This window comes from Ensifer sp., from assembly GCF_035999135.1.
Lineage (GTDB): Bacteria > Pseudomonadota > Alphaproteobacteria > Rhizobiales > Rhizobiaceae > Ensifer.
In genome coordinates this window covers 1-21245 of record NZ_DASYGZ010000071.1, presented here as the reverse complement: position 1 = coordinate 21245, position 21245 = coordinate 1, and the positions used below count along the sequence as shown (strand labels likewise).

General features: G+C 61.4%; 22 protein-coding genes and 1 tRNA gene. 13 read left to right on the top strand and 10 right to left on the bottom strand.

Going from position 1 to position 21245, the window contains the following annotated elements; all coding sequences use genetic code 11:
- On the top strand, window positions 1-249 hold a 249-nt coding region (locus VGO12_RS08250; RefSeq protein WP_327512243.1), incomplete at its 5' end, for a hypothetical protein.
- Window positions 250-832: 583 nt separating this feature from the next.
- Here VGO12_RS08250 and VGO12_RS08245 read toward each other — a convergent pair.
- Window positions 833-922: transfer RNA gene (locus VGO12_RS08245), tRNA-Ser, on the bottom strand.
- 188 nt (window positions 923-1110) lie between these two features.
- Complete coding sequence (locus VGO12_RS08240; protein ID WP_327512242.1) at window positions 1111-3330, bottom strand: caspase family protein; 2220 nt, start codon at window positions 3328-3330, stop codon at window positions 1111-1113.
- 296 nt (window positions 3331-3626) lie between these two features.
- Here VGO12_RS08240 and VGO12_RS08235 point away from each other — a divergent pair, with 296 nt between their 5' ends.
- From VGO12_RS08235 to VGO12_RS08225, 3 genes are all read left to right on the top strand, one after another.
- Complete coding sequence (locus VGO12_RS08235; RefSeq protein ID WP_327512241.1) at window positions 3627-3983, top strand: hypothetical protein; 357 nt, start codon at window positions 3627-3629, stop codon at window positions 3981-3983.
- A gap of 190 nt (window positions 3984-4173) precedes the next feature.
- Complete coding sequence (locus VGO12_RS08230) at window positions 4174-4551, top strand: PilZ domain-containing protein (RefSeq protein ID WP_327512240.1); 378 nt, start codon at window positions 4174-4176, stop codon at window positions 4549-4551.
- Between the two features lie 109 nt (window positions 4552-4660).
- Window positions 4661-5776, top strand: a complete 1116-nt coding sequence (locus VGO12_RS08225; RefSeq protein WP_327512239.1) for a pyridoxal phosphate-dependent aminotransferase — start codon at window positions 4661-4663, stop codon at window positions 5774-5776.
- Between the two features lie 63 nt (window positions 5777-5839).
- Here the strand turns inward: VGO12_RS08225 and VGO12_RS08220 are convergent, their stop codons facing one another.
- Window positions 5840-6106 (bottom strand): sel1 repeat family protein, encoded by a 267-nt coding sequence (locus tag VGO12_RS08220; RefSeq protein ID WP_034804178.1) that lies wholly within the window; start codon window positions 6104-6106, stop codon window positions 5840-5842.
- A gap of 592 nt (window positions 6107-6698) precedes the next feature.
- Between VGO12_RS08220 and VGO12_RS08215 the strand changes: the two genes are divergently transcribed.
- From VGO12_RS08215 to VGO12_RS08195, 5 genes are all read left to right on the top strand, one after another.
- Complete coding sequence (locus VGO12_RS08215) at window positions 6699-7040, top strand: DUF2147 domain-containing protein (RefSeq protein WP_327512238.1); 342 nt, start codon at window positions 6699-6701, stop codon at window positions 7038-7040.
- A gap of 328 nt (window positions 7041-7368) precedes the next feature.
- Window positions 7369-7542 carry a hypothetical protein gene (locus VGO12_RS08210; RefSeq protein ID WP_327512237.1) on the top strand — a complete coding sequence of 58 codons (174 nt, stop codon included), beginning with the start codon at window positions 7369-7371 and terminating at the stop codon, window positions 7540-7542.
- A 72-nt stretch (window positions 7543-7614) separates the two neighbouring features.
- Entirely contained in the window at window positions 7615-7791 is a 177-nt protein-coding gene (locus VGO12_RS08205; protein WP_162251053.1) for a hypothetical protein, read from the top strand.
- A gap of 130 nt (window positions 7792-7921) precedes the next feature.
- Window positions 7922-8242, top strand: a complete 321-nt coding sequence (locus VGO12_RS08200; protein WP_327512236.1) for a YnfA family protein — start codon at window positions 7922-7924, stop codon at window positions 8240-8242.
- An 82-nt stretch (window positions 8243-8324) separates the two neighbouring features.
- A complete protein-coding gene (locus VGO12_RS08195; RefSeq protein WP_327512235.1) occupies window positions 8325-9827 on the top strand; it encodes an AMP nucleosidase in 1503 nt (500 codons plus the stop codon).
- A gap of 48 nt (window positions 9828-9875) precedes the next feature.
- Here VGO12_RS08195 and VGO12_RS08190 read toward each other — a convergent pair whose 3' ends face one another.
- Entirely contained in the window at window positions 9876-10829 is a 954-nt protein-coding gene (locus VGO12_RS08190; protein ID WP_327512234.1) for a lysylphosphatidylglycerol synthase domain-containing protein, read from the bottom strand.
- A 131-nt stretch (window positions 10830-10960) separates the two neighbouring features.
- Here VGO12_RS08190 and VGO12_RS08185 point away from each other — a divergent pair, with 131 nt between their 5' ends.
- Together VGO12_RS08185 and VGO12_RS08180 are read left to right on the top strand one after the other, a co-directional pair.
- Window positions 10961-11938 (top strand): glycosyltransferase family 2 protein, encoded by a 978-nt coding sequence (locus tag VGO12_RS08185; protein ID WP_327512233.1) that lies wholly within the window; start codon window positions 10961-10963, stop codon window positions 11936-11938.
- Window positions 11931-13427, top strand: coding sequence for a glycosyltransferase family 39 protein (locus tag VGO12_RS08180; RefSeq protein WP_327512232.1), 1497 nt, complete (start codon window positions 11931-11933; stop codon window positions 13425-13427). Before VGO12_RS08185 ends, VGO12_RS08180 begins: the two co-directional genes overlap by 8 nt.
- Here VGO12_RS08180 and VGO12_RS08175 read toward each other — a convergent pair.
- Window positions 13397-14341: a diacylglycerol kinase family protein gene (locus VGO12_RS08175; RefSeq protein ID WP_327512231.1), complete on the bottom strand. Its 945-nt coding sequence runs from the start codon at window positions 14339-14341 to the stop codon at window positions 13397-13399. The genes VGO12_RS08180 and VGO12_RS08175 overlap by 31 nt on opposite strands.
- A gap of 160 nt (window positions 14342-14501) precedes the next feature.
- Entirely contained in the window at window positions 14502-14975 is a 474-nt protein-coding gene (locus VGO12_RS08170) for an Lrp/AsnC family transcriptional regulator (protein WP_327512230.1), read from the bottom strand.
- Between the two features lie 153 nt (window positions 14976-15128).
- On the opposite strand from VGO12_RS08170, the gene VGO12_RS08165 reads away from it, so the two are divergent.
- Window positions 15129-16037 (top strand): DMT family transporter, encoded by a 909-nt coding sequence (locus VGO12_RS08165; RefSeq protein ID WP_327512229.1) that lies wholly within the window; start codon window positions 15129-15131, stop codon window positions 16035-16037.
- Between the two features lie 77 nt (window positions 16038-16114).
- Here the strand turns inward: VGO12_RS08165 and VGO12_RS08160 are convergent, their stop codons facing one another.
- The 3 genes from VGO12_RS08160 to VGO12_RS08150 all read right to left on the bottom strand — a co-directional run bounded on the left by VGO12_RS08160 (window position 16115) and on the right by VGO12_RS08150 (window position 18897).
- Window positions 16115-17002, bottom strand: a complete 888-nt coding sequence (locus VGO12_RS08160) for a proline/glycine betaine ABC transporter permease (RefSeq protein ID WP_327512228.1) — start codon at window positions 17000-17002, stop codon at window positions 16115-16117.
- A gap of 113 nt (window positions 17003-17115) precedes the next feature.
- Window positions 17116-18114, bottom strand: coding sequence for an ABC transporter substrate-binding protein (locus tag VGO12_RS08155; protein ID WP_327512227.1), 999 nt, complete (start codon window positions 18112-18114; stop codon window positions 17116-17118).
- Window positions 18115-18360: 246 nt separating this feature from the next.
- Window positions 18361-18897 (bottom strand): CGNR zinc finger domain-containing protein, encoded by a 537-nt coding sequence (locus VGO12_RS08150; RefSeq protein ID WP_327512226.1) that lies wholly within the window; start codon window positions 18895-18897, stop codon window positions 18361-18363.
- A gap of 134 nt (window positions 18898-19031) precedes the next feature.
- On the opposite strand from VGO12_RS08150, the gene VGO12_RS08145 reads away from it, so the two are divergent.
- Window positions 19032-19922, top strand: coding sequence for an alpha/beta hydrolase (locus VGO12_RS08145; RefSeq protein WP_327512225.1), 891 nt, complete (start codon window positions 19032-19034; stop codon window positions 19920-19922).
- Window positions 19923-20072: 150 nt separating this feature from the next.
- Here VGO12_RS08145 and VGO12_RS08140 read toward each other — a convergent pair.
- Window positions 20073-21245 (bottom strand): electron transfer flavoprotein-ubiquinone oxidoreductase (locus tag VGO12_RS08140; RefSeq protein ID WP_327512224.1); only part of this gene is annotated, 1173 nt, incomplete at its 5' end.

Below are 21245 nucleotides of genomic sequence, written 5' to 3'. Positions count from 1 at the left end.
ATTTTGCTGAAGGACAGCGTTCCCTGCCCCATCCCCAACGTTCAAGAAGTCGGACGATCAACCGCCCTTGCTTCCGGAGTTGAAAATACAAGACCGGATCATCGGCGCAACGTCCAACTGGCGAGATCACGCCCTTTGCATCGCCCTTCACAGAACCCTGTTGCTGAAACGACACAAAATCGCCGCAGACCCCCACAAAAAATTAACAAAGCATTAAGAAAACCCTTTAGCGACGGGGGCTTAGCGTAAGGGATCGAGGAAGGGCCTGTTTCAGAAAGAGGCAGAAAACCGCCTGAAACTGGGGAAAAGCCGGGCACGGCCGACGTTTTCCAATGGCCGCCGAACACCTAAAACAGCATCGCCTACAAGAATCGCTTCGTGAAGATTGTGCGGAGAAGCGAAGAATCATCAGAATCAACGCCCGGGATTCGGAGACCACACCGCAAACGTGATTCTGGACCGCACCAGACCGGCCATGACTCGACACCACAAGCATGGCCGAACAAGGCGACGGGCGTATCACGTCAACGGAGAAGATCGTGAAAGCGTTCGATGATCGAGACGTCCCGGATCGATCGCGGGTTCCCGGATCGCGAAGCCGAAAGCGATCTCATCTTATGGGCTTCGACGAAACCACCTCGGGATCATTGCGACGCTGCGGCGTATCGACCGGCCATCTTGGCCACAGGCGGCATTAAGGTTGACCTTCGAGAACAGTGCCGTTGAGAAAACGCGGCGCTACGCTGACATCGGCTGCCTATTGGCAGCGCGCACAGTGGCTATGTCCAAGTGAGAAAATGCTGCCTGCGCCTTCGGACCGTCCAGACAAGAATGGCGGAGAAGAAGGGATTCGAACCCTCGATACCCTTCCGGGTATACTCCCTTAGCAGGGGAGCGCCTTCGACCACTCGGCCACCTCTCCGTTAGCGCCTGACTAGTGTCACTCCGCGGCCAATGCAAGATTTATTTGTCGGTTTGCCGGTTTTGTGCTGCATTTTCGTGTGGGTCAACCAGAGCCCTTGGCCGCGGCGTCGCGTTTACGGCACTTTGCCGGGCCTCGGAACCGGATGTGTCCTGCCTTGTCTCGCGTCGGCCGAATCCTGGCGTGGGCTATGATTTTCGCGCCAGGCGTTCGATTGCCTGCTGGGTCGCCGCGCCGAAGTCGCCGTCGATCGGACCGCCATAATAGCCGCGATCCTTGAGCAGGCTCTGCATTTCCTTGCGAAAAGCGGGCGTGAAATTGTTCGGTTGGGTCTTGACCTCTTCAAGCTTGGCAGGGTCCCCGCCCTCGATGCTGGCTGCCGCCCAGCGAACCGCCTCTTTCGCGTCGGCCTTGGTGCCGAGGCCATAGTCATAGAGGCGACTGAGGTTGCCCATGGCATAGGCGCTGCCGGCGTTGGCCGCCATCTCGTACCAGGTGCGCGCCTGGCCATAGTCCTGCGCTACGCCGTTGCCGATGTCGTAAAACCAGCCAAGCAGAGCCATCGAATAGGAATCACCCATGTTGGCGGCCTTCTCGTACCAGACCTTGGCATCCGGATAGCTCTGTTCGGTTCCGAGCCCGTTCTGGTAAGCCCAGCCGAGGGACGACATCGCATTGGTATCGCCGCTCTCGGCGGCCTTCTTGTACCAGGAGAGCGATTGACCAAGGTCCTTCGGCAGGCCGAGGCCTTCCCGGTAGAACCAGCCCATGGTCGCCATGGCGTTGGCGTAGCCCTGGTTGGCGGCAAGCTCGTACCAGCGGGCAGATTCGGCATAATCCTGCGCGACGCCGCCATAACCTTCACGATAGAGCCAGCCGAGCGACGCTTGGCCATAGGCGTTGCCGGCTTGTGCCGCCTGCTCGAACAGGCGCTTGCCCTGGTCAACGTCGACTGGGCCATCGGTGCCATAGACCGAGAACCAGGCAAGGTTCGTCAGCGCATACATGTTGCCGCCGTCAGCGGCCTTCTGGTAGTTGCGCCGTGCGTCGACATAATTGCGCCCCGCGTCCTGTGCGCGTCCCAGCATGTTGACCAGCATCATGTCGTCGGGGTTTTCGTTGACGGCCTGGGCGCAGGCGGTCAACGCCCGCTCGCTGTCAAGCTTCAGGAAATTGACCCCGAGGAAACCGGGCATCGACTGCGGTTCGCCGGCAAGCAGATAGCAGTCGCGCGAGGCCTGCGTGTCCTTGCCGGTCGGCGATCCGTTGAGCCCCTTTTGCGGCTCGAGGGCTGCGATCTGCTGCTCGGCTTCGGCCTTGTGGCTGCTGTCGGGATAGCGCTCGATGAAGCGTGTCAGCGCCGCCGCATCGGTCGACTGCTTCAAGGCTTCCCAGGCAATCTCATCTGGCGTCACGGTCGACGTCTGCTCCGCTTCGCTCAGGAGCTTCAGCTTCTTTTCGGCGAGCATCTTGTAGACCGGGTCCGATCCATGCTTGGCGAGGAAGGCGGTCAACAGATCCTTGTCGGCAAGATCACGGATGTTCTGCCAGTCGGCGGCGGCTTCCGACTGGCTGTTGGGCGACAGTTGCCCGCCATTGGTGGTGACGTTGATGTTCACTTCCTTGATGTTGAGAAAGATCTGCGCGCCTCCGAGCGACCCGTAGACGAACGGTTCCTGACCGCGATTGGTCACCGACACCACCTCGTCTCGAACCTTGCCAAGCGCGATGCGCACGTCGACGCCCGGCTCCGTCAGGTATTTCGCAAGGGCTGTCGCGAACGGGCTGTTCTTCCCCTCGCCGTCGAGCGCGACCGTGCCCGCCTTGGACGCGAACGCGACGAGAAGATCGGCCGATTCGGGTTCGACGCGGGCAAGCCCGCGCGAGACCGCGCGGGTCGAGATCGATCGCGTCATGCTCTGCTCGAACGGATTGTTGCGGCAGGCGTCGAGAATGACGAGTTTGAGCCTGGTCGCCCCTTCGAGGGAGCGTTGAACCCTGTCGAGGCCGATCGCCTCGTCCTCGACGTCCTTGTCCGTCTTCAGCTGGACATCGATCGGGAGCAGGTAGTTCTCGCCGTTCATTTCCATGCCGTGGCCGGAATAATAGACGATCGCGACCTCCGCCCCTGCGGCGCGGTCCTCGAACTCGCGCAGCGCCTTGACCATATCCTGGCGGCCGAGATCGTGCACGGTCGTCACCGAATCAAACCCGGCCGCCTCGAAAGAGGCTTTCATCAGGTCCACGTCGTTGGCCGGATTGTTGAGCGGCGAGGTTGCCTCATATTTCTCGTTGCCAATCAGCAACGCGACGCGCTTTGCCGCAGATGCCCCCGTCGGCATCGACAAAAACAGCGCCACACAGATCAGCGCGAGCGGCAGCCACCGCCGCGAAAGCCCCAACACCATGCCCTTCCCTCCGGCGCCGCCGTCCTTTTCCGCTTCGCAGCGGCTCGACTGACGGAGCGCCCTCGCCCGATTGCCCACGGAAACGCGTGAAGCGCGTTCCGGTCATGCCTGACGAAAGTATTACGTATGAGATCAGGGCTTTCAATGTAGGCGCGCGGCAAAATTTAGCGGCTTGGCAGGTTCCGATGGCGCAAGGCCGAAGCAAGTCGAGATGCTTAGCTCAAACACCACATCGATGCGCCGGCGATTCCGTCCAGGCGCTGGATCTACAGGAAGCTGAAGGGCTGTAGCCTGCCATGTCCATGAAAATGCACGTCGCCGAAGGCAAGCCCGGCCAGTTCGCCACGACCCATCAGCATTATTTCATCGAGCGGCCCTGCCGGATCCTCGTCATCGGCCAGCATTTGAAGGCCAAGACCAAGTATCAATGTCTGCTGCGGCATATCTCGATTGCCGGTGCAATGCTCGATTTTAACGCCACGATCCTTCTGCCAAAGCACTTCTTCCTGGAGATCGAAGGTTTCAAGGAAGAGATCGGCTGCTCGCAGGTCCATCGCGAGAGCACCGAACTGGGCGTGCGCTTCAACATGCTGCTGTCGACGGATTTCCTGAGGCGACTTATTCGCATGCAGTTTTCGAGCGGCGGCTTCTGATTGCCGGATCGCGTGACATTAGATTTTTAGTGATCGATTTCAGGGGATTGCAAGTTTCTTCTGCAAAACTGATTCTAGCATCGGTGGAAATCGCCCACCGGTCAACGTGGGACAAATGAATTGTCCGGGGTCCAGGCAGCGTTCGGGAACTGATCGCGCCGTCCGACCCGGCACTGGCGGAGAATGACGCATGCAAAACCAAACGATGTATTCCTGCGTCCCGTCGCCGTTCTATGAGCGGCGTTACGAACGATTCTCCATCGGCCATGCGGGTACGCTGACAGCGGTGCAGCCGGGTCTCGGCAGCGTCTCGGTACGGCCCTGCCGCATGATCGACATCTCGCGTGGCGGCGCCAGCTTTGCTGTCGACACCAATATCGGCCTGCCGCAACACTATTATCTGCATATCGTCGGCACATCGCTGAGGATCGGCTGCGCCGAAGTCTACCGAAACGGCGAACGCATCGGCGTCCAGTTCATCAAGCCAATCGAGCAGACCTTGTTGCGGGAGGTTATCCGGCAGGAATTCTTCACCGGGCAGGTCAAGAACGCAAAACCAAAACGCTAGGCGAAGAACAACGGAATTCCGCCAGCTTTTCTCGTCTAGATAATTCCGCATTGCCAAAGCATGCGATAAGTTCCCCGACACGTCATCCCAACGGGGCCCATTTTTCAGCATGTCCGCATTCTCTCGCTTCACGCCGCTCATCCAATCCTTGCCGTCAACCATCCCGTTTGTCGGGCCGGAGGCGATCGAACGCCAGCGCGGACGCGCGATCGCGGCACGCATCGGCGCCAACGAAAGCGGCTTCGGCCCTGCCGAAAGCGTGCTTTCAGCGATGCGGGAGGCCGCGCAAGGCACCTGGAAATATGCCGACCCGGAAAACCACGACCTGAAACAAGCGCTTGCGGCCCATCTCGGCACCGCGCCGGGCAACATCGCGATCGGTGAAGGCATCGACGGATTGCTTGGCCAGATCGTCCGGATGGTGATCGAACCGGGCATGCCGGTCGTCACCTCGTTCGGCGCCTACCCGACCTTCAACTATCACGTCGTCGGCCATGGCGGCCGGCTGGTGACGGTGCCGTATGCCGGCGATCATGAAGACCTTGCGGGTTTGCTCGATGCGGTGAAGCGGGAGAACGCGCCACTCGTCTATTTTGCCAATCCGGACAATCCGATGGGAAGCTGGTGGTCGGCGGACCGCATCGTCGAGTTTGCCAGGGCGCTGCCGGAAACGACGCTTTTCATCCTCGATGAAGCCTATTGCGAAACGGCGCCGGCGGAGGCCCTGCCGGCGATCGACGCCCTGATCGACAGGCCGAACGTGGTGCGCACACGCACGTTCTCAAAGGCATATGGCCTTGCCGGTTCGCGTGTCGGTTATGTCATCACCACGCCGGGCACGGCCCAGGCGTTCGACAAGATCCGCAACCACTTCGGCATGAACCGGATCGGCGTTGCCGCCGCGATCGCGGCGCTCGCGGATGAAGGTTACCTGAAAGACGTGACGGCAAAGATTGCGGCATCCCGGCGAAGGATCACGGAGATTGCAACCGCGTGCGGTCTGTCGCCTCTCATCTCCGCCACGAATTTCGTCGCGGTCGACTGCGGCCGGGATGCGGGCTTTGCCCGCGCGATCGTCGATACGCTGATGAGCGATCATGGCATCTTCATCCGGATGCCGGGCGTTGCCCCGCTCAATCGCTGCATCCGCATCAGCACGGGGCCGGATGCAGAGATGAATTTGCTTGAGGCAGCACTTCCTGAAGTATTGAAAAAGCTGGCCTGACGGGGCTGCCCCCTGACCCTTGCTGGTCGTTTGGCGGCCACCGTCCCCGGGGCCGCCTTGATATCAGTGAACCGTCATCCATTCACGGGCGGCGCGAAGCGCTGCGGCAAGGTCCGGCTTGCTCATCGTCATCGCCAGATCGGCGCGCAGGTCGACCGCGCGGTCGCAGCCCTTGATCGCCGCAATGTTCAGCCACTTGTGGGCGGCCACCAGATCGACCGGGCGTCCGTGGCCGGTCGCATAGGCGAGCCCCATGTCGCAAAAGACTTCCGCCTGGTTGTCACCACCCATGGCGGCGTCCGAAGCAATCTGCATATCAAAGCGTGCCATTGTCTTGTCCCTGTCTTGCTGGTTGGTTTTCCAAAGCGGTCCGCCCGTTCGGGGCGGACCATGCTTCAGATCTGCACTCGTTCTGGTCCCTGTTCGACCGTGCCTCTTTGCGGGCCTTTCCGGAGCGCACCGTCTTTTGCGGCATCGTCTTCGGTGGTTTGTCGGAGCGCTTTTTCTTCGCTCGTCTTATGGCTTCACTATGCAGCAGGCGCTTCAATGCGCGCTTAAAATGCATGCTTAATTTGCGACAAACAAAGTTCAAACGCTTGGTAAATTTGAGTTTTTGTTAAACATCGGAAGCCCGAAGATCCGGCGCATTCGCTTCAATATTTACGGATTGTTCAATCGGCGATTTCAACCAAACGCTAACCACGAAACAATCGTCGTCGGTGAAGCCCGCACGGATCCTCCTGCAAAACCCGGTCGGGAGAGGGCAGGAAAAAGCGGTAAAAGGCGGTAATTCGGCTTGTTTACCTTTACGTGCGCGTAAGCTATCGTGCGCGCGGCGGTGAGGAGACTGCCTTTTACACGAGGACATCTAAAGCTGCCGGCGGAGCGGACCACGCCGGCAGCCTTTATCTGGAGGACCACAATGCTACGTACCTTGCTCATCACCGCCACGCTTGGCCTCGGCATTGCCGGCACAGCAGTTGCTGCGGAACCGATCGTCGGAAACTGGAAGACCGCCAGCGGCGCCACGGCGGAAATTGCTCCGTGCGGCGGCGCCTTCTGCGTGACGCTCAAGACCGGCAAACATGCCGGCAAGCGCATCGGCAACCTCGCCGGCACCGACGGTTCCTATTCGGGCGAAATCACCGATCCGGACACGGACAAGACCTATAGCGGCTCTGGCGCCGTCAACGGCAACTCGCTGAAGATGAAGGGCTGCGTGCTGAAGGTGCTGTGCAAGTCGCAGACCTGGACACGACTTTAACGCGATAGCGAGAACGGCGGGACCATCGCCGCACATCAAGAGAATGACGGGGTGGCCATCGGTCACCCTTTTTTTGTTCTCTGTTTCCCGACACGCCCTGCATCCCCGGAGCACACCGCGTTCCGACGTTCGCCCACCACGTCCCGGTTGGCAAAATGCGGCCCCATGAGCAAAGCGCTTCCAAGCCTGTCTCCGTCCACACACTCCTCTGACTGACGTCAGCCGAACATGAACGCCAGATGAACGCACACCTCAGCAACAATTCAGTTTGGGTATGCGAAAACACACTCAATCGATTTGAACCTGCCTCCAAACAACGGACAGAACCATGGATATCCTTGCTCGGCGCCTTACCATCATCAGCCTCCTGATGGTCGTTTTCGCTGTCTCTCTCGCCGCCGCAGTCAGCGCTGACACCGAACGTCGCCGCACCAACACCTACCTTGGCTCTCTGACCGACTGCACCGCGCACACGGCGCAGTACTGCCAGGCCAAGCTCTAACGCAATCAGCGGACGCAAGTTCCAACACCCCAACCGAAACCGATCACTCTGTGATCCGATGGAGAGACGAACATGCTGGCAGCACTTTCGACTTCCGCGTTTCTGTCGCTGCGCGTGCTGGCACTAGCCAGCCTGCTGATGGCGCCGGTCGGGGCGCTTGCCTATTCCAAGGCCAGCGGCACAGGCATCGGCAAGCAGGGCGCCGGTCTCGTGCTCTTCGTCACGCTGCAGCGTCAGGCGATGACCTGACGCCTTCTGGAATTCGCGGGTAATTGCGGGGGCGCGTTGCGCCCCTTTCTTGTATCCGGCTTGCACTTGCCTTCACCTTGCGGTCATCTCGCAACACCAGATTCGCCACAGCAAGCCGATATCAGCGCCCATGCCCGCCTATCTCGTCTACAGTCTCGCTGCCCTTGCGGAGATCGCCGGATGCTTCGCCTTCTGGGCATGGCTGAAGCTCGACAAATCCATCGTCTGGCTCGTCCCCGGCGTGGCGTCGCTGGCGCTCTTTGCCTGGTTGCTCACGTTCATCGACAGCCAAGCCGCGGGTCGCGCCTATGCGGCCTATGGCGGTGTCTACATCGCGGCCTCGCTTATCTGGCTCTGGCTTGCCGAAGGCGTCAGGCCAGACCGTTGGGATATCACCGGCATGGCGGTCGCGCTCATCGGCAGCGCCATCATCCTGGTCGGTCCGCGTTGAACTGCAACGCTCTGATCGCCGCGCGGTTGTGAACCGGACATCTTGTCGTTTGCTTGTCAGAAGTCGCAGCCTATAATGCGACATGAACAAGCGAATCTCTTCACACTCCGTCCTCTCCACCGCCACGCCCGAGCCGTTCGAGCCGCAGTATTTCGACGACCCCGTCGCTGCCGTCGATTGCCTGGAGGCGCTTTACGAGCGCAACACCCGGTTCCTGTGCGATGCCTTCGAGGGCTTGGGAAAATCGGAGGAGCCACTCACCCGCTACCGCGCCTGCTACCCGCAGGTCAGCATCGAGACGAGCAGCTTTGGTCATGTCGATTCCCGACTTTCCTTTGGCTACGTCAGCGCGCCGGGCGTCTACACGACGACGATCACCCGCCCGAAGCTCTTCCGCCACTATCTGAAGGAGCAACTCGGGCACCTGATGCGCAATCACGGCCTGGGCGTCACGGTTTCCGAATCCTCGACACCGATCCCGCTGCACTTTGCGTTCGGCGAAGGGGCCTATGTCGAGGCATCAGCGGCGAACGCCATCGACATTCCGTTGCGGGATCTCTTTGACGCGCCGGATCTGACGACGACGGACGACGAGATTGCCAACGGCTCCTACGAGCCAGGTCCGGGTGAACCCTCGCCGCTCGCCCCCTTCACGGCTCAGCGCATTGACTACTCGCTCGCCCGCCTCAGCCACTACACGGCGACGAGCGCGAACCACTTCCAGAACTTCGTGCTCTTTACCAACTACCAGTTCTACATCGACGAGTTCTGCACCTGGGCCCGCCAGCAGATGGCGGAAGGCGGCAACGGCTACACGGCCTTCGTCGAACCCGGCAACATCATCACGCCCGCCGGCGCCGACAAGCCGGAGACGGATTTTACCATCCCCCGCTTGCCGCAGATGCCTGCCTATCACTTGAAGAAAAAGGGCCATGGCGGCATCACCATGGTCAATATTGGCGTCGGACCCTCCAACGCCAAGACGATCACCGACCACATCGCCGTGTTGCGCCCCCATGTCTGGCTGATGCTCGGCCACTGCGCCGGCTTGAGAAACAGCCAGCGCCTCGGCGACTATGTTCTTGCCCACGCCTACATGCGCGAGGACCATGTTCTCGACGACGACCTGCCGGTCTGGATCCCCCTGCCGGCGCTTGCCGAGGTGCAGGTGGCCCTGCAGGACGCCGTTGCCGAGGTCACGGGCTATCGCGATTACGACCTGAAGCAGATCATGCGCACCGGCACTGTCGCCACCATCGACAACCGCAACTGGGAGCTCCGCGACCAGCGTGGCCCGGTGAAACGCCTGTCCCAGGCACGCGCCATCGCGCTCGACATGGAATCAGCGACGATCGCCGCCAACGGCTTCCGCTTCCGCGTGCCCTATGGAACGCTGCTTTGCGTGTCCGATAAGCCGCTGCATGGCGAATTGAAGCTGCCGGGCATGGCGACAGCCTTCTACAAGACCCAGGTCAGCCAGCACCTGAAGATCGGCATTCTTGCGCTGCAGAAGCTCGCGGCCATGCCGCCCGAAAAGCTGCATTCACGCAAGCTCCGGAGTTTCTACGAAACGTCCTTCCAGTAGGCCGCGCGATGCGCGGCCCCAGGGCCGCATCGCTGCTTCCCAAAGACGTCAGCGCTTTCGTCCGAGCAGCATCGACAACATCGTGCCCGCCACCGCGGACACGATGATCAGCAGATGGGCATTGACCCCCGCGGTGGCGAGTTCATCCAGACCCGCTCGGCTGGCCGAAGCGCCAAAAGCAACGGCGCCGGCCGCAATGGCCGCCGGATAGGTGCCGACGCCGGCCGGTGCATGCATCGGCAGCACCGAAGAGAGCTCCCCTCCAAGCGCTCCGCCGAAACAGGCGGCAAGCGGCGCAACCCCCATGACCGCCAGCACCCAGGCGAGCACCACCACCTTGACCGCCCAGTTGAGGACCGTCATGCCCCAGGCGCGCAGGAAGGCTGAGACATCGACAGGAAGGCCCGCCTCCACCTCGTCGACCACGGCGTCGAGCCTTGTCGGCAGCAGACGTCGGGAAAGTGCGACCGCCTGATCCTTCAGCAGAAAGAAGAGCAACGGCGATACCAGAGCGGCCAACCACAAGCCCCACCAGACGGCAGAGTTGCGGCCCATCACGAGCCCTACCGCCGCGACGACGAGCAGCGCATGCAGGTCGAGCAGGCGCATCACCAGGAGGGCGGCGGTGCCGCGGGCGAGCGGCACGGAAAACTCCGACCGCATCAGCAACGGGAAACTCGTTTCGCCGGCCCGGAACGGCAGCATGATGTTGAGCAGGTTGTGCACCTGGGTAACGCGAAACAGCGGCAGGAAGCGCCCCGCGGTCTCGGCGGGAAAATAGTCGTAGATCCTGAGGCAGCGAATGAAATAGGTGGCGACAAGCAATGTCAGCGTCAGCACGGCCGCGCCCGGACCGATCTGCGACCATTGCCTGAGCAGGCTCGGCCAGCCCCAGAACCATTGCACAAAGGCGGCATAGGCCAAAATGGCGCTGGCCGACAGCAATGTCATGCGGTTGCGGGCGAACCAGGATCGCCGACCGGACTGGCAATCCGATGTCATCAGGTCTCGATTTCCCGTGTTGAAATGCAAGATTGAACGTTGGTTATCACCGATAACTGTGCAAGAAAATGATTATGTAAGCACAATCCAATTCTTGCGGCAGCCCCAGCGTCGCATGTACGAGCGGTACCATGCAATCGATCGAGTTATCCGTCGTCATCCCTGTATTCAACGAAGAAGACAGCATCCAGCCGCTGATCAAGCGTGTCGCCGAGGCTCTCGCCAGCTTCCCCCTCCCCTGGGAACTGATCCTGATCGACGACGGCAGCACCGACCGAACGCTTCTGAACGCCAGAAAGTCACTCGCAGATCCCGGTCTCAATATCAAGATCGTCGAACTGCAGAAGAACTTCGGCCAGACCGCGGCCATGCAGGCGGGCATTGACGCTGCGACTGGCCGGCTCATCGCGACGCTCGACGGCGACCTCCAGAACGATCCGGCCGATATTCCCGAGATGGTCAGGTCGATCGACGAGCGGCAGCTCGACCTACTGGTCGGCTGGAGAAAAAATCGTCAGGACGGCCTGTTCCTGCGGAAAATTCCGTCGTGGTGCGCCAATCGGCTGATCGGCAAGATCACCGGCGTCCGGCTTCACGACTATGGCTGCAGCCTGAAGGTCTATCGCGCCTCGATCATCAAACAGGTCAAGCTGATGGGCGAGATGCATCGATTCATTCCCGCCTGGGTGGCCGGCGTCGTGCCGAGCAGCCGGATCGGCGAAATGCCCGTCACCCATCACGCCCGCCAGCATGGCCAATCCAAATACGGAATCTCCCGAACCTTCCGCGTCATTCTCGATCTGCTGTCGGTGCTGTTCTTCATGCGCTACAAGGCGCGGCCGGGCCATTTCTTCGGCTCGATCGGCCTGGCGAGCGGCGCACTCAGCGCCCTCATTCTCGCCTATCTCGCCTTCGACAAGTTCGTCCTCGGCAACGATATCGGCACACGACCGATGCTGATCGTCGGCGTGATGCTGTTTTTGTCCTCCCTGCAGCTTATCACCACCGGCATCCTCGCCGAGATGATGGCACGCACCTATTTCAGCGATGACGGTACCACCAACTACATCGTCCGGCAGGTTTTCGTCCGGGACCACACGGATGCTTGAGGCCGTCAATCGCCGACCGAACCTCGTCTTTGCATTGATCGCCGGCTACTTCCTGCTGTGTGTCGTTCTGCGCCTGTCACTCTCATCATCCCTTGAGATCGATGAGTCGGAGCAGGCCTTCGTTTCGCAGTTCCTGATGCTCGGTTACGGCTCTCAGCCGCCATTCTACAACTGGCTTCAATATGGGCTGACGTCCCTGTTCGGCCCGTCCGTGGCGACGATGACGGTGCTCAAGAACGGGCTGCTGTTTCTCTGTTGTCTCTTTCTCGGGCTTGCGGGACGCGAGATGCTTTACGATCGACGCCTGTCGGCGATCGCAGCTCTCGGCATCCTGGCCTTGCCGCCGATCTTCCTGCTCGCCCAGCGCGACCTGTCGCATACGGTTGCGGCGCTGTTTGCCGTATCGCTGTTCCTCTACGGTTTTCTGCGCGTCATGACCCGACAGAGCCTTTTTGCCTACGCGCTGACGGGTGTTGCGGTCGGGATCGGCGTCATCTCGAAATACAACTTCGCGATCGTGCCGGCGGCGGCCATCCTGGCGATCCTTCCGGAGGCCAAGCTTCGCGCCCGGCTGTTTGACTGGCGCATCCTCGTTGCGGTCGTCGTCTGCACCCTGATTGCGCTGCCGCATGGGTACTGGATCCTTCAAAATCTTGGTGCCGCCTCGAGCAACACCTTCAAGGAAATGGGAGCGGCGCAGGAAGCCAGCGCTTTCTCGAAGGCACTCAAAGGGATCGTCGCGCTGGTCGCGGCGACGCTACGCGGCGCGGCGCTGCCGCTCGCGCTCTTCGCATTGGTGTTTCGCAAGGACCTGGCAAGCATCTGGCGGGCGGAAAGCACCTGGACCCGCGTCCTCGGACGCATGATCCTGATCTGCCTTGGCGTCGTGCTGGTGATCATGCTTGCCATCGGCGCCACCCACATGCGGGAAAAGTGGCTGGTGCTCTTTCTCGTCCTGCTGCCGCTCTATCTGGCGCTCAAGGTCGAGGCGGCGGGCGTCGAAACCACGCTCAGCGTTCGGCCGTTCCTGTTTCTCGTCGCGTTCATTGTCGTCACCACTCTGGTCGTGGTTTCGGCCCGCGCCGTCGTTCGGCCCTGGTTCGGCAAGTTTTCGCGGCTGAGCATTCCCTACAGCACCCTTGTCGACACGGTGGTCAGCAACGAAGGACGGGAGCCGGCGCTTGTGTTCGCGCCAAGCAAGCTGGTGGCCGGAAACGTGCGCACGCGGCTGCATGGTGCAAAGGTTTTCGTTCCGGGCAACGCAAGCAGCCCGCAGCCCGACGATCTCACCGGGCCGCTTCTGGTCGTCTGGAGCGATGGCGGCAAGCTTGATGCGCCGCCGCCGGAGCGCCTCGTCGCAGCGCTGAAATCGCTGGGCGTGCCGGAGACGGAGATGATCGCAAAGCAACTTGCCCTGCCCTACCTTCACGGCACGCGGCAGGACCGCTACGGCTTCGGCTACTTCTGGATCGACGATCCGTCGCCGTGAACCGACGACCCGTCGCGGTCGGCGCCGACGAGCAGCTTGAGTTCGCCGGGGTGAATGCGAAGCGCCACGTCGCGGCCCATCGGCAGAAGTTCGCCGTCGATGACACAGTTGATCTTGCGCTCCACCTTGGGAAAATGCAGGTCGAGCGCGTGGCCGCTCATGGCCGTGATCAGGGGGCTATCGCGGAACTTGCCGCGCATGACGTCGAAGGCGAGCTTGGCGACGCCCGGCGGGCTTAAGGGCGGAGCGGTGTAAAAGCCGAGGTGACCGGCGGTCACGTCGTCGGCATACATCAAGGTATCCCGCCCGAAAGGGTTGTTCGAGACGGAAACCGCCGAGACGTGCCGGCGCTCATGATGGCCGTCGACATCGAACTCGACCTCGAAATCGGGGGGATTGAGGATCACGCCGACGGCGGCGCGGGTGCTCGCAGCGATCTTGCCCACTCTCGAGCGGAAACTATAGGATTCGCGATAGCGCACCATGCGCGCATGCAGCCCCATGGAGAACTGGTGCACGAAGGCGCGCCCGTCGGCGCTGCCGATGTCACCGTCGATGATCACGCCATGGGCCAGCACCTCCGGCACCTTCCAGATGTCGAGCGGCAGCTTCAGCGTGCGGGCGAAGAGGTTCATCGTGCCGGCAGGCACGACACCAAGCGGCATCCGGTTCTTCCAAGCGACGCCTGCAGCCGCCGAAATCGTGCCGTCGCCGCCGCCGGCGAGGATCGCGTCGAGATCATCGCGACGGCAGGTGCGCTCCAGCGTCTCCTGCATTTCATTGCCTGAAACCGCGGCGATCTCGATCTGATGGCCTGCATCGCGAAAGACCTGCTCGACCTTCTGGCCATAGGCCGCCATGTCCGTCGTGCGGAAGGTTCCGCCGTCACGATTGAAGATTGCCTTGATTTTCATGAATGCGTCACTGGCTCCATCGCCGCAGCAACGCGGCTCACCGCGATCAGATAAGCGCGATTGCAGCCAAATCCAGCACCTTACGAAAACTTAACGCCGCCAGGGCCATCGCGAAGGCCGCCGATCACCCCGTCACCTGCCCGCCGGGAACACGCGCCCTTCAGCGCGGCTCGGGCAACTTCAGCGGACCGCCCGTCTTGATCGACCGGATCGCGAAATTGGAACGGATATCGGTTACTCCGGGCAAGGCAAGCAGCGTCTCGGTCAGCAGCGTCTCATAGGCCGGCAGGTCCTCGACGACCACCTCGGCGAGGAAATCGGCGTTGCCGGAGATGAGAAAACACGACACCACCTCGGGAATGGCGAGCAGCGCCTCCTGCTGCAACTGCGCGTTCTCGCGGCTGTGGCGACCCACCTTGATCTCCACAAAGACCGTCAACCCGAGACCGACTTCCTTGCGATCGATGTCGGCGCGGTAACCGCGCAAGATACCGGACTTTTCCAGATTGCGGATGCGCCGCAGGCAGGGCGAAGGCGACAGATTGACCTTTTCGGCGATCTCGACATTCGTCGCACGCGCATCCTCCTGGAGGATTTTCAGAATAGCGAGATCGAAATTGTCAAGATTTGGCATGATTGCAAACTTCAAAGCCTTCCATTGGCACATTGTTGCGGATGATAGACGAATCCAGCCACAAATCGCAAGGACATGCGCCACCATCACGGCCTAATATTCCCTTCAGGCCCCAAAGCTCCAGGGGATATCCAAATCGAGAAGGGATTTCAAATGGTTGCGCTCACACTCGATCGCGGCATTACGACGCCGGCCGTCGCTGGCTATGCCGGCGCCTTCGTTACCGTGCTCATCTGGGCGGGCTGGATTCTGGCGACGCGCCACTCTGCCGGCACAGCACTTGGAACCATCGATCTCGGCTTGATCCGCTACGGCGTCCCCGCACTTTTGCTCGCACCGGTCTGGCTGAAGACCGGGCTCATGCCGCGCAAGCTGCCGATCCATCTGCTTGTGCTGATGGTCGCGGGCTCGGGCGCCCTCTTCTTCCAGGTTTCCACCTTTGCAATCCACTCGGTTCCCGCTTCCGCGGTCGGCATTCTTCTCGGCGGATCGATGCCGCTTGCCGCCGCCGCGGTCGGCATCCTGGTCTTCGGCGAGCGGCCAGACCGGATGCGGCTGATCGGCTACGCCGCCATCGTCGCCGGCGTCGTCATTCTGCTTGCCCGCAAGCTCACCTTCTCGGCCTCAGCGGACTGGAGCGGATACGTGCTGTTGCCGGCGGCCGCTACGCTCTGGGCCGTCTACACCCACGCCTTCCGGCGCTCGGGCCTCAGCCCGCTTCAGGGGAGCGCCCTGATCGCCATCTGGTCGTTCCTCATTCACCTGGCACTCGCCGCCTCATTCGGCACGACGCTTGCCAGCGTTCCGCTTGGAGAAATCGCCCTGCAGGTCACCAGCCAGGGCATCCTGTCCGGCCTTGTCGCCATGGTCGCCTATGGCTTTGCGGTCAAGAGCCTTGGCGGCACGCAGGCGGCGGCCTTCACGGCCTTGACGCCGGTGCTTGCCATGATCGGCGGCGCGATGCTGCTTAGCGAACAGATCGGCCCTTTCGAGATCCTCGCCGCCATCGTCACGGCCGCCGGCGTCGCACTCTCCACCGGCATTCTGTCAAGCCGCGCCTGACATCAATCCAGAAATCGAAAGCCCCGGGGCCTGTTGCTCCGGGGCTTTCTTTTGTTGAGGTCAGGGCGCCCCCAAGCCTAGCCGTGGATGATCTCGCGGTGCTTCTGCAGGCGATGGCCGTAGGCCTGGCTGACACGATCGAAGATGATGGCTATGCCGACGATGGCGAGGCCGTTGAAGATGCCGAGCGTGAAGTACTGGTTGGCAATCGCCTTCAGTACCGGTTGCCCGAGACCCTGCACGCCGATCATCGAGGCGATGACGACCATGGCGAGCGCCATCATGATCGTCTGGTTGATCCCCGCCATGATCGTCGGCAGCGCCAGCGGCATCTGCACGTTCTTCAATTTCTGCCAGCCGGACGACCCGAAGGCATCGGCAGCCTCGAGCACATCCTTGTCGACGAGGCGAATACCGAGATTGGTGAGCCGGATCATCGGCGGGATCGCATAGATGACGACGGCGATCAGCCCCGGCACCTTGCCGATGCCGAGCAGCATGACCACCGGGATCAGGTAGACGAAGCTCGGCATCGTCTGCATCACGTCGAGGACCGGATTGACGATGTTCTGAAATCGGTCCGAACGGGACATGACAATACCGATCGGAATACCGATGGCGATCGACAGGACGGTGCAGACGAAGATCATCGATATCGTCTTCATCGTGTCGTCCCACATGTCGAAATAGCCGATCAAAAGCAGCGTGGCGACGCAGCCGCCGACGATCTTCCAGTTGCGGCTGGCAACCCAGGCGATCAACGCGATCAGCACCAGGATGATCGGCCAGGGCGTCTTCGTCATGAAGCGCTCCGACTGGATCAGGAAGAACTGCAAGGGCTGGAAGAAGGCTTCGATGGCATCGCCATAGGCACGGGTGAAGCCGCGGAACCCTTCGTCGATCGCCTTCTTCAGCGCACGGAGGCTGTCGTCGTCCATGTGTGGAAACTGGGTGAGCCAGTCCATTGTCTTTCCCCTTCGGATATCGCCGGCCGCGATTGTTGTTTTGCTGTTGCCGGACGTCGAACAAAAGGGGCGGCGCAACGGATTGCGCCACCCTCCGGTTCAATCGGTCACGCTCAGAGCGCAGCCTTCACCTTCTCGGCGATCTCGGGCGAAACCCATGTTGTCCAGACATCCGGATTTTCCTTGAGGAAGTGCTTGGCGCCCTCTTCGCCGCTTGCCTGGTTGTCGGTCATCCAGGCCATCAGCTTGTTGACCGTGTCGTTGGTCCAGGCCCGCTTGTTGAGGTAGTCCATGGCAGGGCCGGCGCGATCGGCAAAGGCCTTGGTGACCAGCGTCTGCACCTTGTCTTTCGGCCAGTCGTTCTTCTTCGGGTCCGGGCAATCGGCAACGGTGTTGCAGCGCTTCCACTCGGCCGCATCCGCTTCCACGCCATGACCGAGCTTCACCATCTCGTACTTGCCGAGAAGTGCCGTCGGCGCCCAGTAATAACCGACCCAGCCCTGCTTGCGCTCGTAGGCCTTGGCGATCGAACCGTCGAGACCGGCGGCCGAGCCGGTATCGACGAGCGTAAAGCCCGCCGCTTCGCCACCATAGGCCTTGTAGAGCTGTGACGTCACCACCGTTCCGCCCCACCCCTGCGGGCCGTTGAAGACCGCCCCTTTGCTCGCGTCCTCCGGATCCGGGAACAGGTCCTTGTGCTTCAGCGCATCGTCGATCGTCTTGATGTCGGGATTGGCGTCGACGATGTACTTCGGCACCCACCAGCCCTGCACCGCACCATCGGAAAGCGCGATCGCGGCGCCAACGAGCTTGCCTTCCTCAAGGCCGCGGTTGACGACATCGGGAAGCAGATCCACCCAGCCTTCCGGCGCAATATCGGGCTCACCCTTCTCGATCATCGAGGTGATGGTGGGCACGGTGTCGCCAACGACGAGCTCCGCGTTACAGCCATAGCCTTCCGCAAGGATGATCTTGTCGACGCTCGCCAGCACTTCGGCGCTCTGCCAGTTCATGTTTGCGATCGTCACGTCGCCGCAATCGGCAGCCGATGCCGCGCCGGCAAGCCCGAAAAGGCCAGCGGCCAGGCAGGTCGTTGCAAGAAGCTTCTTCATTTCCGTTCCCTTTTTCTGGCGGTGCATCCCGTCCGGCCGCCGATCTCACCGCAGGTATCGACAACGTCACAGGGCTCGGTCCCACTCCAGACAACAGGGACAGAACGGCCTGCAGGTCCGTCGGCCTCGAGCCGACGACACCATGAAAGCTAATGGGGTTTTTCAGCAAGGACTTTTCCGTTTGCGCCAGCAGGTGCCTTTCCCAACATTTTGAGCGGGGCAATGGCGGCAACAGCATCGCTTTTGTCAGGATGCCTTGCTGCGCTGATAGTAGCGCGATACGCGCACGCGGTTGCCGCAGCGCGTCGCCGAACACCAGCGCCGCCGGGCGTTGGTCCCGACGAACAGCATGACGCAATCATCCGCCTCGCATTTGCGGATCTGCAGGCGGTTCGGCCCCGCCAAGAGTGCTGCTGCGTCCTCCGCAAGGAACGCCGCAAGGCACACGGCCGCTGATCCTTCTCGTCTGCTTGCGAGGGATGGCGGGTCGCCCCAGTCGAGCTGATGGATGGCGGGTGCTGCGCGCATGGCATCATTGAGCCCTTCGATGGCCGCGACGGGGACACCGAGCCCGCGCGTCTGGTGATCGAGGGCGATCGCCAGATTTTCGCGAACGGAGTGTATGGGCCCCAGATCTTCGCTCGGAATCGTAGCCAGCTCGGCCGCAAGGCTGTCTGAAAGACGATCCTTCTCCAGCTCAAGCCAAATGCGCAATCCTTTGCCGTCGGCGATCAGGTCCACCGCTTCCGACGAAATCTGCGGCCGCGTGTTTACAAGGTCCAACGACAAGGGCTCCCCCACGAACGGCGTCACATCCATTTCGACCTCATGCATTTTCTAATGTCTATTTTTACAATTGACACATTAGTCTTCGGGATGCAAATTTAATGCATAAAGCTAGAAATGAGGAGTGTTAAATGCCGATTGCTCGCATTCCAGCCATTCGCCATCGCTTCGTTGAAATCGACGGTGTCCGTCTGTTCTATCGGGAAAGTGTGCCGAACAATTCAGATGCTCCCGTCGTTCTGCTGTTGCACGGCTTCCCGTCCTCGTCCCATCAGTACCGCCGCCTGATGGATGCGCTTGGCAACGATTACCGTTTGATTGCGCCGGATTATCCGGGCTTCGGCCACAGCGATGCACCGACCTCCACCACATCGGGCGGCCACTTCACCTACAGCTTCGATCGTCTGTCCGATCTGATCGAGGGTTTCGTCGATGCGCTGACACTGAAGCGGTTCCTGCTTTACGTCTTCGACTTCGGGGCGCCCGTGGGCTTCCGGCTTGCTTCCCGCCGTCCGGAGTTGATTGCCGGCCTGATCGTGCAGAACGGAAACGCCTATCACGAGGGCCTGTCCGAGGCGGCGCAGAGCTTCATTGCGCTGACGCCAGACGACACCGACGCCGGAGACAAGATCGAACAGTTGCTGACGCTGGACATGACCCGTGCGCAATATGAAGGCGGCACGAGCGATCCCGAACGCGTCGCGCCGGACGGATGGACGATGGACCAGCATTTCCTCGACCTGCCGGAACGGCGCCAGCCGCAATACGACCTGTTCTTCGACTACAAGAGCAATCTCGCACGCTATGCCGAATGGCAGGACTGGCTGAGGCGCGATCGCCCGCCGACGCTGATTGCCTGGGGCAGGAACGATCCCTTCTTCACCGAGCCTGGCGCCCGCGCCTATCTGCGTGATCTGCCTGGGGCCGAGCTGCATCTCTTCGAAACCGGTCACTTCGCCCTGGAAGAATTCCTGCCCGAAATCGCGCCGCTGATCGCCGATTTCGTCGATCGGACCTGGTAGTTTGACCACAAAAAGAAGCGGCGCTGGAGACCATCTCCGGCGCCGCTTTGCTTTCATCCGTGGGCCTCGCCAACCTGCCTTACGTGTTCGGGTAGACCGGGCGCTCGCCGCCACTCCTCGCGGAGGTCCGTGCGGCCCGTCTGGCGAACACTACATGTTCGGATAGACCGGGCCTTCGCCTCCTTGCGGCGGCACCCAGTTGATGTTCTGGTTCGGGTCCTTGATGTCGCAGGTCTTGCAGTGCACGCAGTTCTGGGCGTTGATGACAAACACGTCCTTGCCGTCCTTCTCCACCCATTCGTAGACGCCGGCCGGACAGTAGCGCGTCGACGGACCGGCATAGACGTCATGCTCGGACCGCCTCTGCAGATCCATGTCCTTTACTTTCAGGTGAACCGGCTGGTCTTCCTCATGGTTGGTGTTCGACAGGAACACCGACGACAGCCGGTCGAAGGTGAGGACGCCATCCGGCTTCGGATAGTCGATCTTCTGGTGCTCGGCCGCCGGCTCGAGCGACTGCGCATCGGTCTTGCCGTGTTTCATGGTGCCGAAGAAGGAGAAGCCGAAAAGCTGGTTGGTCCACATGTCGAGACCGCCGAGCGCGACGCCGATCGCCGTGCCAAACTTCGACCACAGCGGCTTGACGTTCCTCACCCGCTTCAGGTCCTGGCCGATGGCGCTGTCGCGCCAGCCGCGCTCGATCTCGATCGGCTCGTCGTTGGCGCGGCCGGAGGCGATCGCCGCCGCCAGCTTTTCTGCCGCGAGAATGCCTGAAAGCACCGCGTTGTGGCTGCCTTTGATGCGCGGCACGTTGACGAGACCGGCCGAACAGCCGATCAGCGCACCGCCCGGGAACGACAGCTTCGGCACCGACTGGTAGCCGCCCTCGGTGATCGCACGCGCGCCATAGGACAGACGCTTGCCGCCCTCGAAGGTGCCGCGAATGGTGGGATGCGTCTTGAAGCGCTGGAACTCCTCGAACGGGAAGAGATAGGGGTTCTTGTAATTGAGGTGCACGACGAAGCCGACCGCCACCATGTTGTCTTCGAGGTGGTAAAGGAACGAGCCGCCACCGGTCTTCATGCCGAGCGGCCAGCCGAAGGAGTGCTGCACCAGGCCCGGGCGATGGTTCTCGGGCTTGACCTGCCAGAGCTCTTTCAGGCCGATGCCGAACTTCGGCACGTCGCGGTCTTTCGAGAGATCGAACTTGGCGATCAGCTGCTTGGCAAGCGAGCCACGCACCCCCTCGCCGATCAGCGTGTATTTGCCGAGCAGCGCCATGCCGCGGGCAAAGTTCGGACCCGGCTCGCCGTTGCGCTCGAC

Excerpts from the sequence above, each read along its gene's own strand:
- VGO12_RS08240 (WP_327512242.1), bottom strand. The coding sequence starts at position 3,330 with ATGGTGTTGGGGCTTTCGCGGCGGTGGCTGCCGCTCGCGCTGATCTGT.
- VGO12_RS08235 (WP_327512241.1), top strand. The coding sequence starts at position 3,627 with ATGTCCATGAAAATGCACGTCGCCGAAGGCAAGCCCGGCCAGTTCGCC.
- VGO12_RS08230 (WP_327512240.1), top strand. The coding sequence starts at position 4,174 with ATGCAAAACCAAACGATGTATTCCTGCGTCCCGTCGCCGTTCTATGAG.
- VGO12_RS08225 (WP_327512239.1), top strand. The coding sequence starts at position 4,661 with ATGTCCGCATTCTCTCGCTTCACGCCGCTCATCCAATCCTTGCCGTCA.
- VGO12_RS08220 (WP_034804178.1), bottom strand. The coding sequence starts at position 6,106 with ATGGCACGCTTTGATATGCAGATTGCTTCGGACGCCGCCATGGGTGGT.
- VGO12_RS08215 (WP_327512238.1), top strand. The coding sequence starts at position 6,699 with ATGCTACGTACCTTGCTCATCACCGCCACGCTTGGCCTCGGCATTGCC.
- VGO12_RS08210 (WP_327512237.1), top strand. The coding sequence starts at position 7,369 with ATGGATATCCTTGCTCGGCGCCTTACCATCATCAGCCTCCTGATGGTC.
- VGO12_RS08205 (WP_162251053.1), top strand. The coding sequence starts at position 7,615 with ATGCTGGCAGCACTTTCGACTTCCGCGTTTCTGTCGCTGCGCGTGCTG.
- VGO12_RS08200 (WP_327512236.1), top strand. The coding sequence starts at position 7,922 with ATGCCCGCCTATCTCGTCTACAGTCTCGCTGCCCTTGCGGAGATCGCC.
- VGO12_RS08195 (WP_327512235.1), top strand. The coding sequence starts at position 8,325 with ATGAACAAGCGAATCTCTTCACACTCCGTCCTCTCCACCGCCACGCCC.
- VGO12_RS08190 (WP_327512234.1), bottom strand. The coding sequence starts at position 10,829 with ATGACATCGGATTGCCAGTCCGGTCGGCGATCCTGGTTCGCCCGCAAC.
- VGO12_RS08185 (WP_327512233.1), top strand. The coding sequence starts at position 10,961 with ATGCAATCGATCGAGTTATCCGTCGTCATCCCTGTATTCAACGAAGAA.
- VGO12_RS08180 (WP_327512232.1), top strand. The coding sequence starts at position 11,931 with ATGCTTGAGGCCGTCAATCGCCGACCGAACCTCGTCTTTGCATTGATC.
- VGO12_RS08175 (WP_327512231.1), bottom strand. The coding sequence starts at position 14,341 with ATGAAAATCAAGGCAATCTTCAATCGTGACGGCGGAACCTTCCGCACG.
- VGO12_RS08170 (WP_327512230.1), bottom strand. The coding sequence starts at position 14,975 with ATGCCAAATCTTGACAATTTCGATCTCGCTATTCTGAAAATCCTCCAG.
- VGO12_RS08165 (WP_327512229.1), top strand. The coding sequence starts at position 15,129 with ATGGTTGCGCTCACACTCGATCGCGGCATTACGACGCCGGCCGTCGCT.
- VGO12_RS08160 (WP_327512228.1), bottom strand. The coding sequence starts at position 17,002 with ATGGACTGGCTCACCCAGTTTCCACACATGGACGACGACAGCCTCCGT.
- VGO12_RS08155 (WP_327512227.1), bottom strand. The coding sequence starts at position 18,114 with ATGAAGAAGCTTCTTGCAACGACCTGCCTGGCCGCTGGCCTTTTCGGG.
- VGO12_RS08145 (WP_327512225.1), top strand. The coding sequence starts at position 19,032 with ATGCCGATTGCTCGCATTCCAGCCATTCGCCATCGCTTCGTTGAAATC.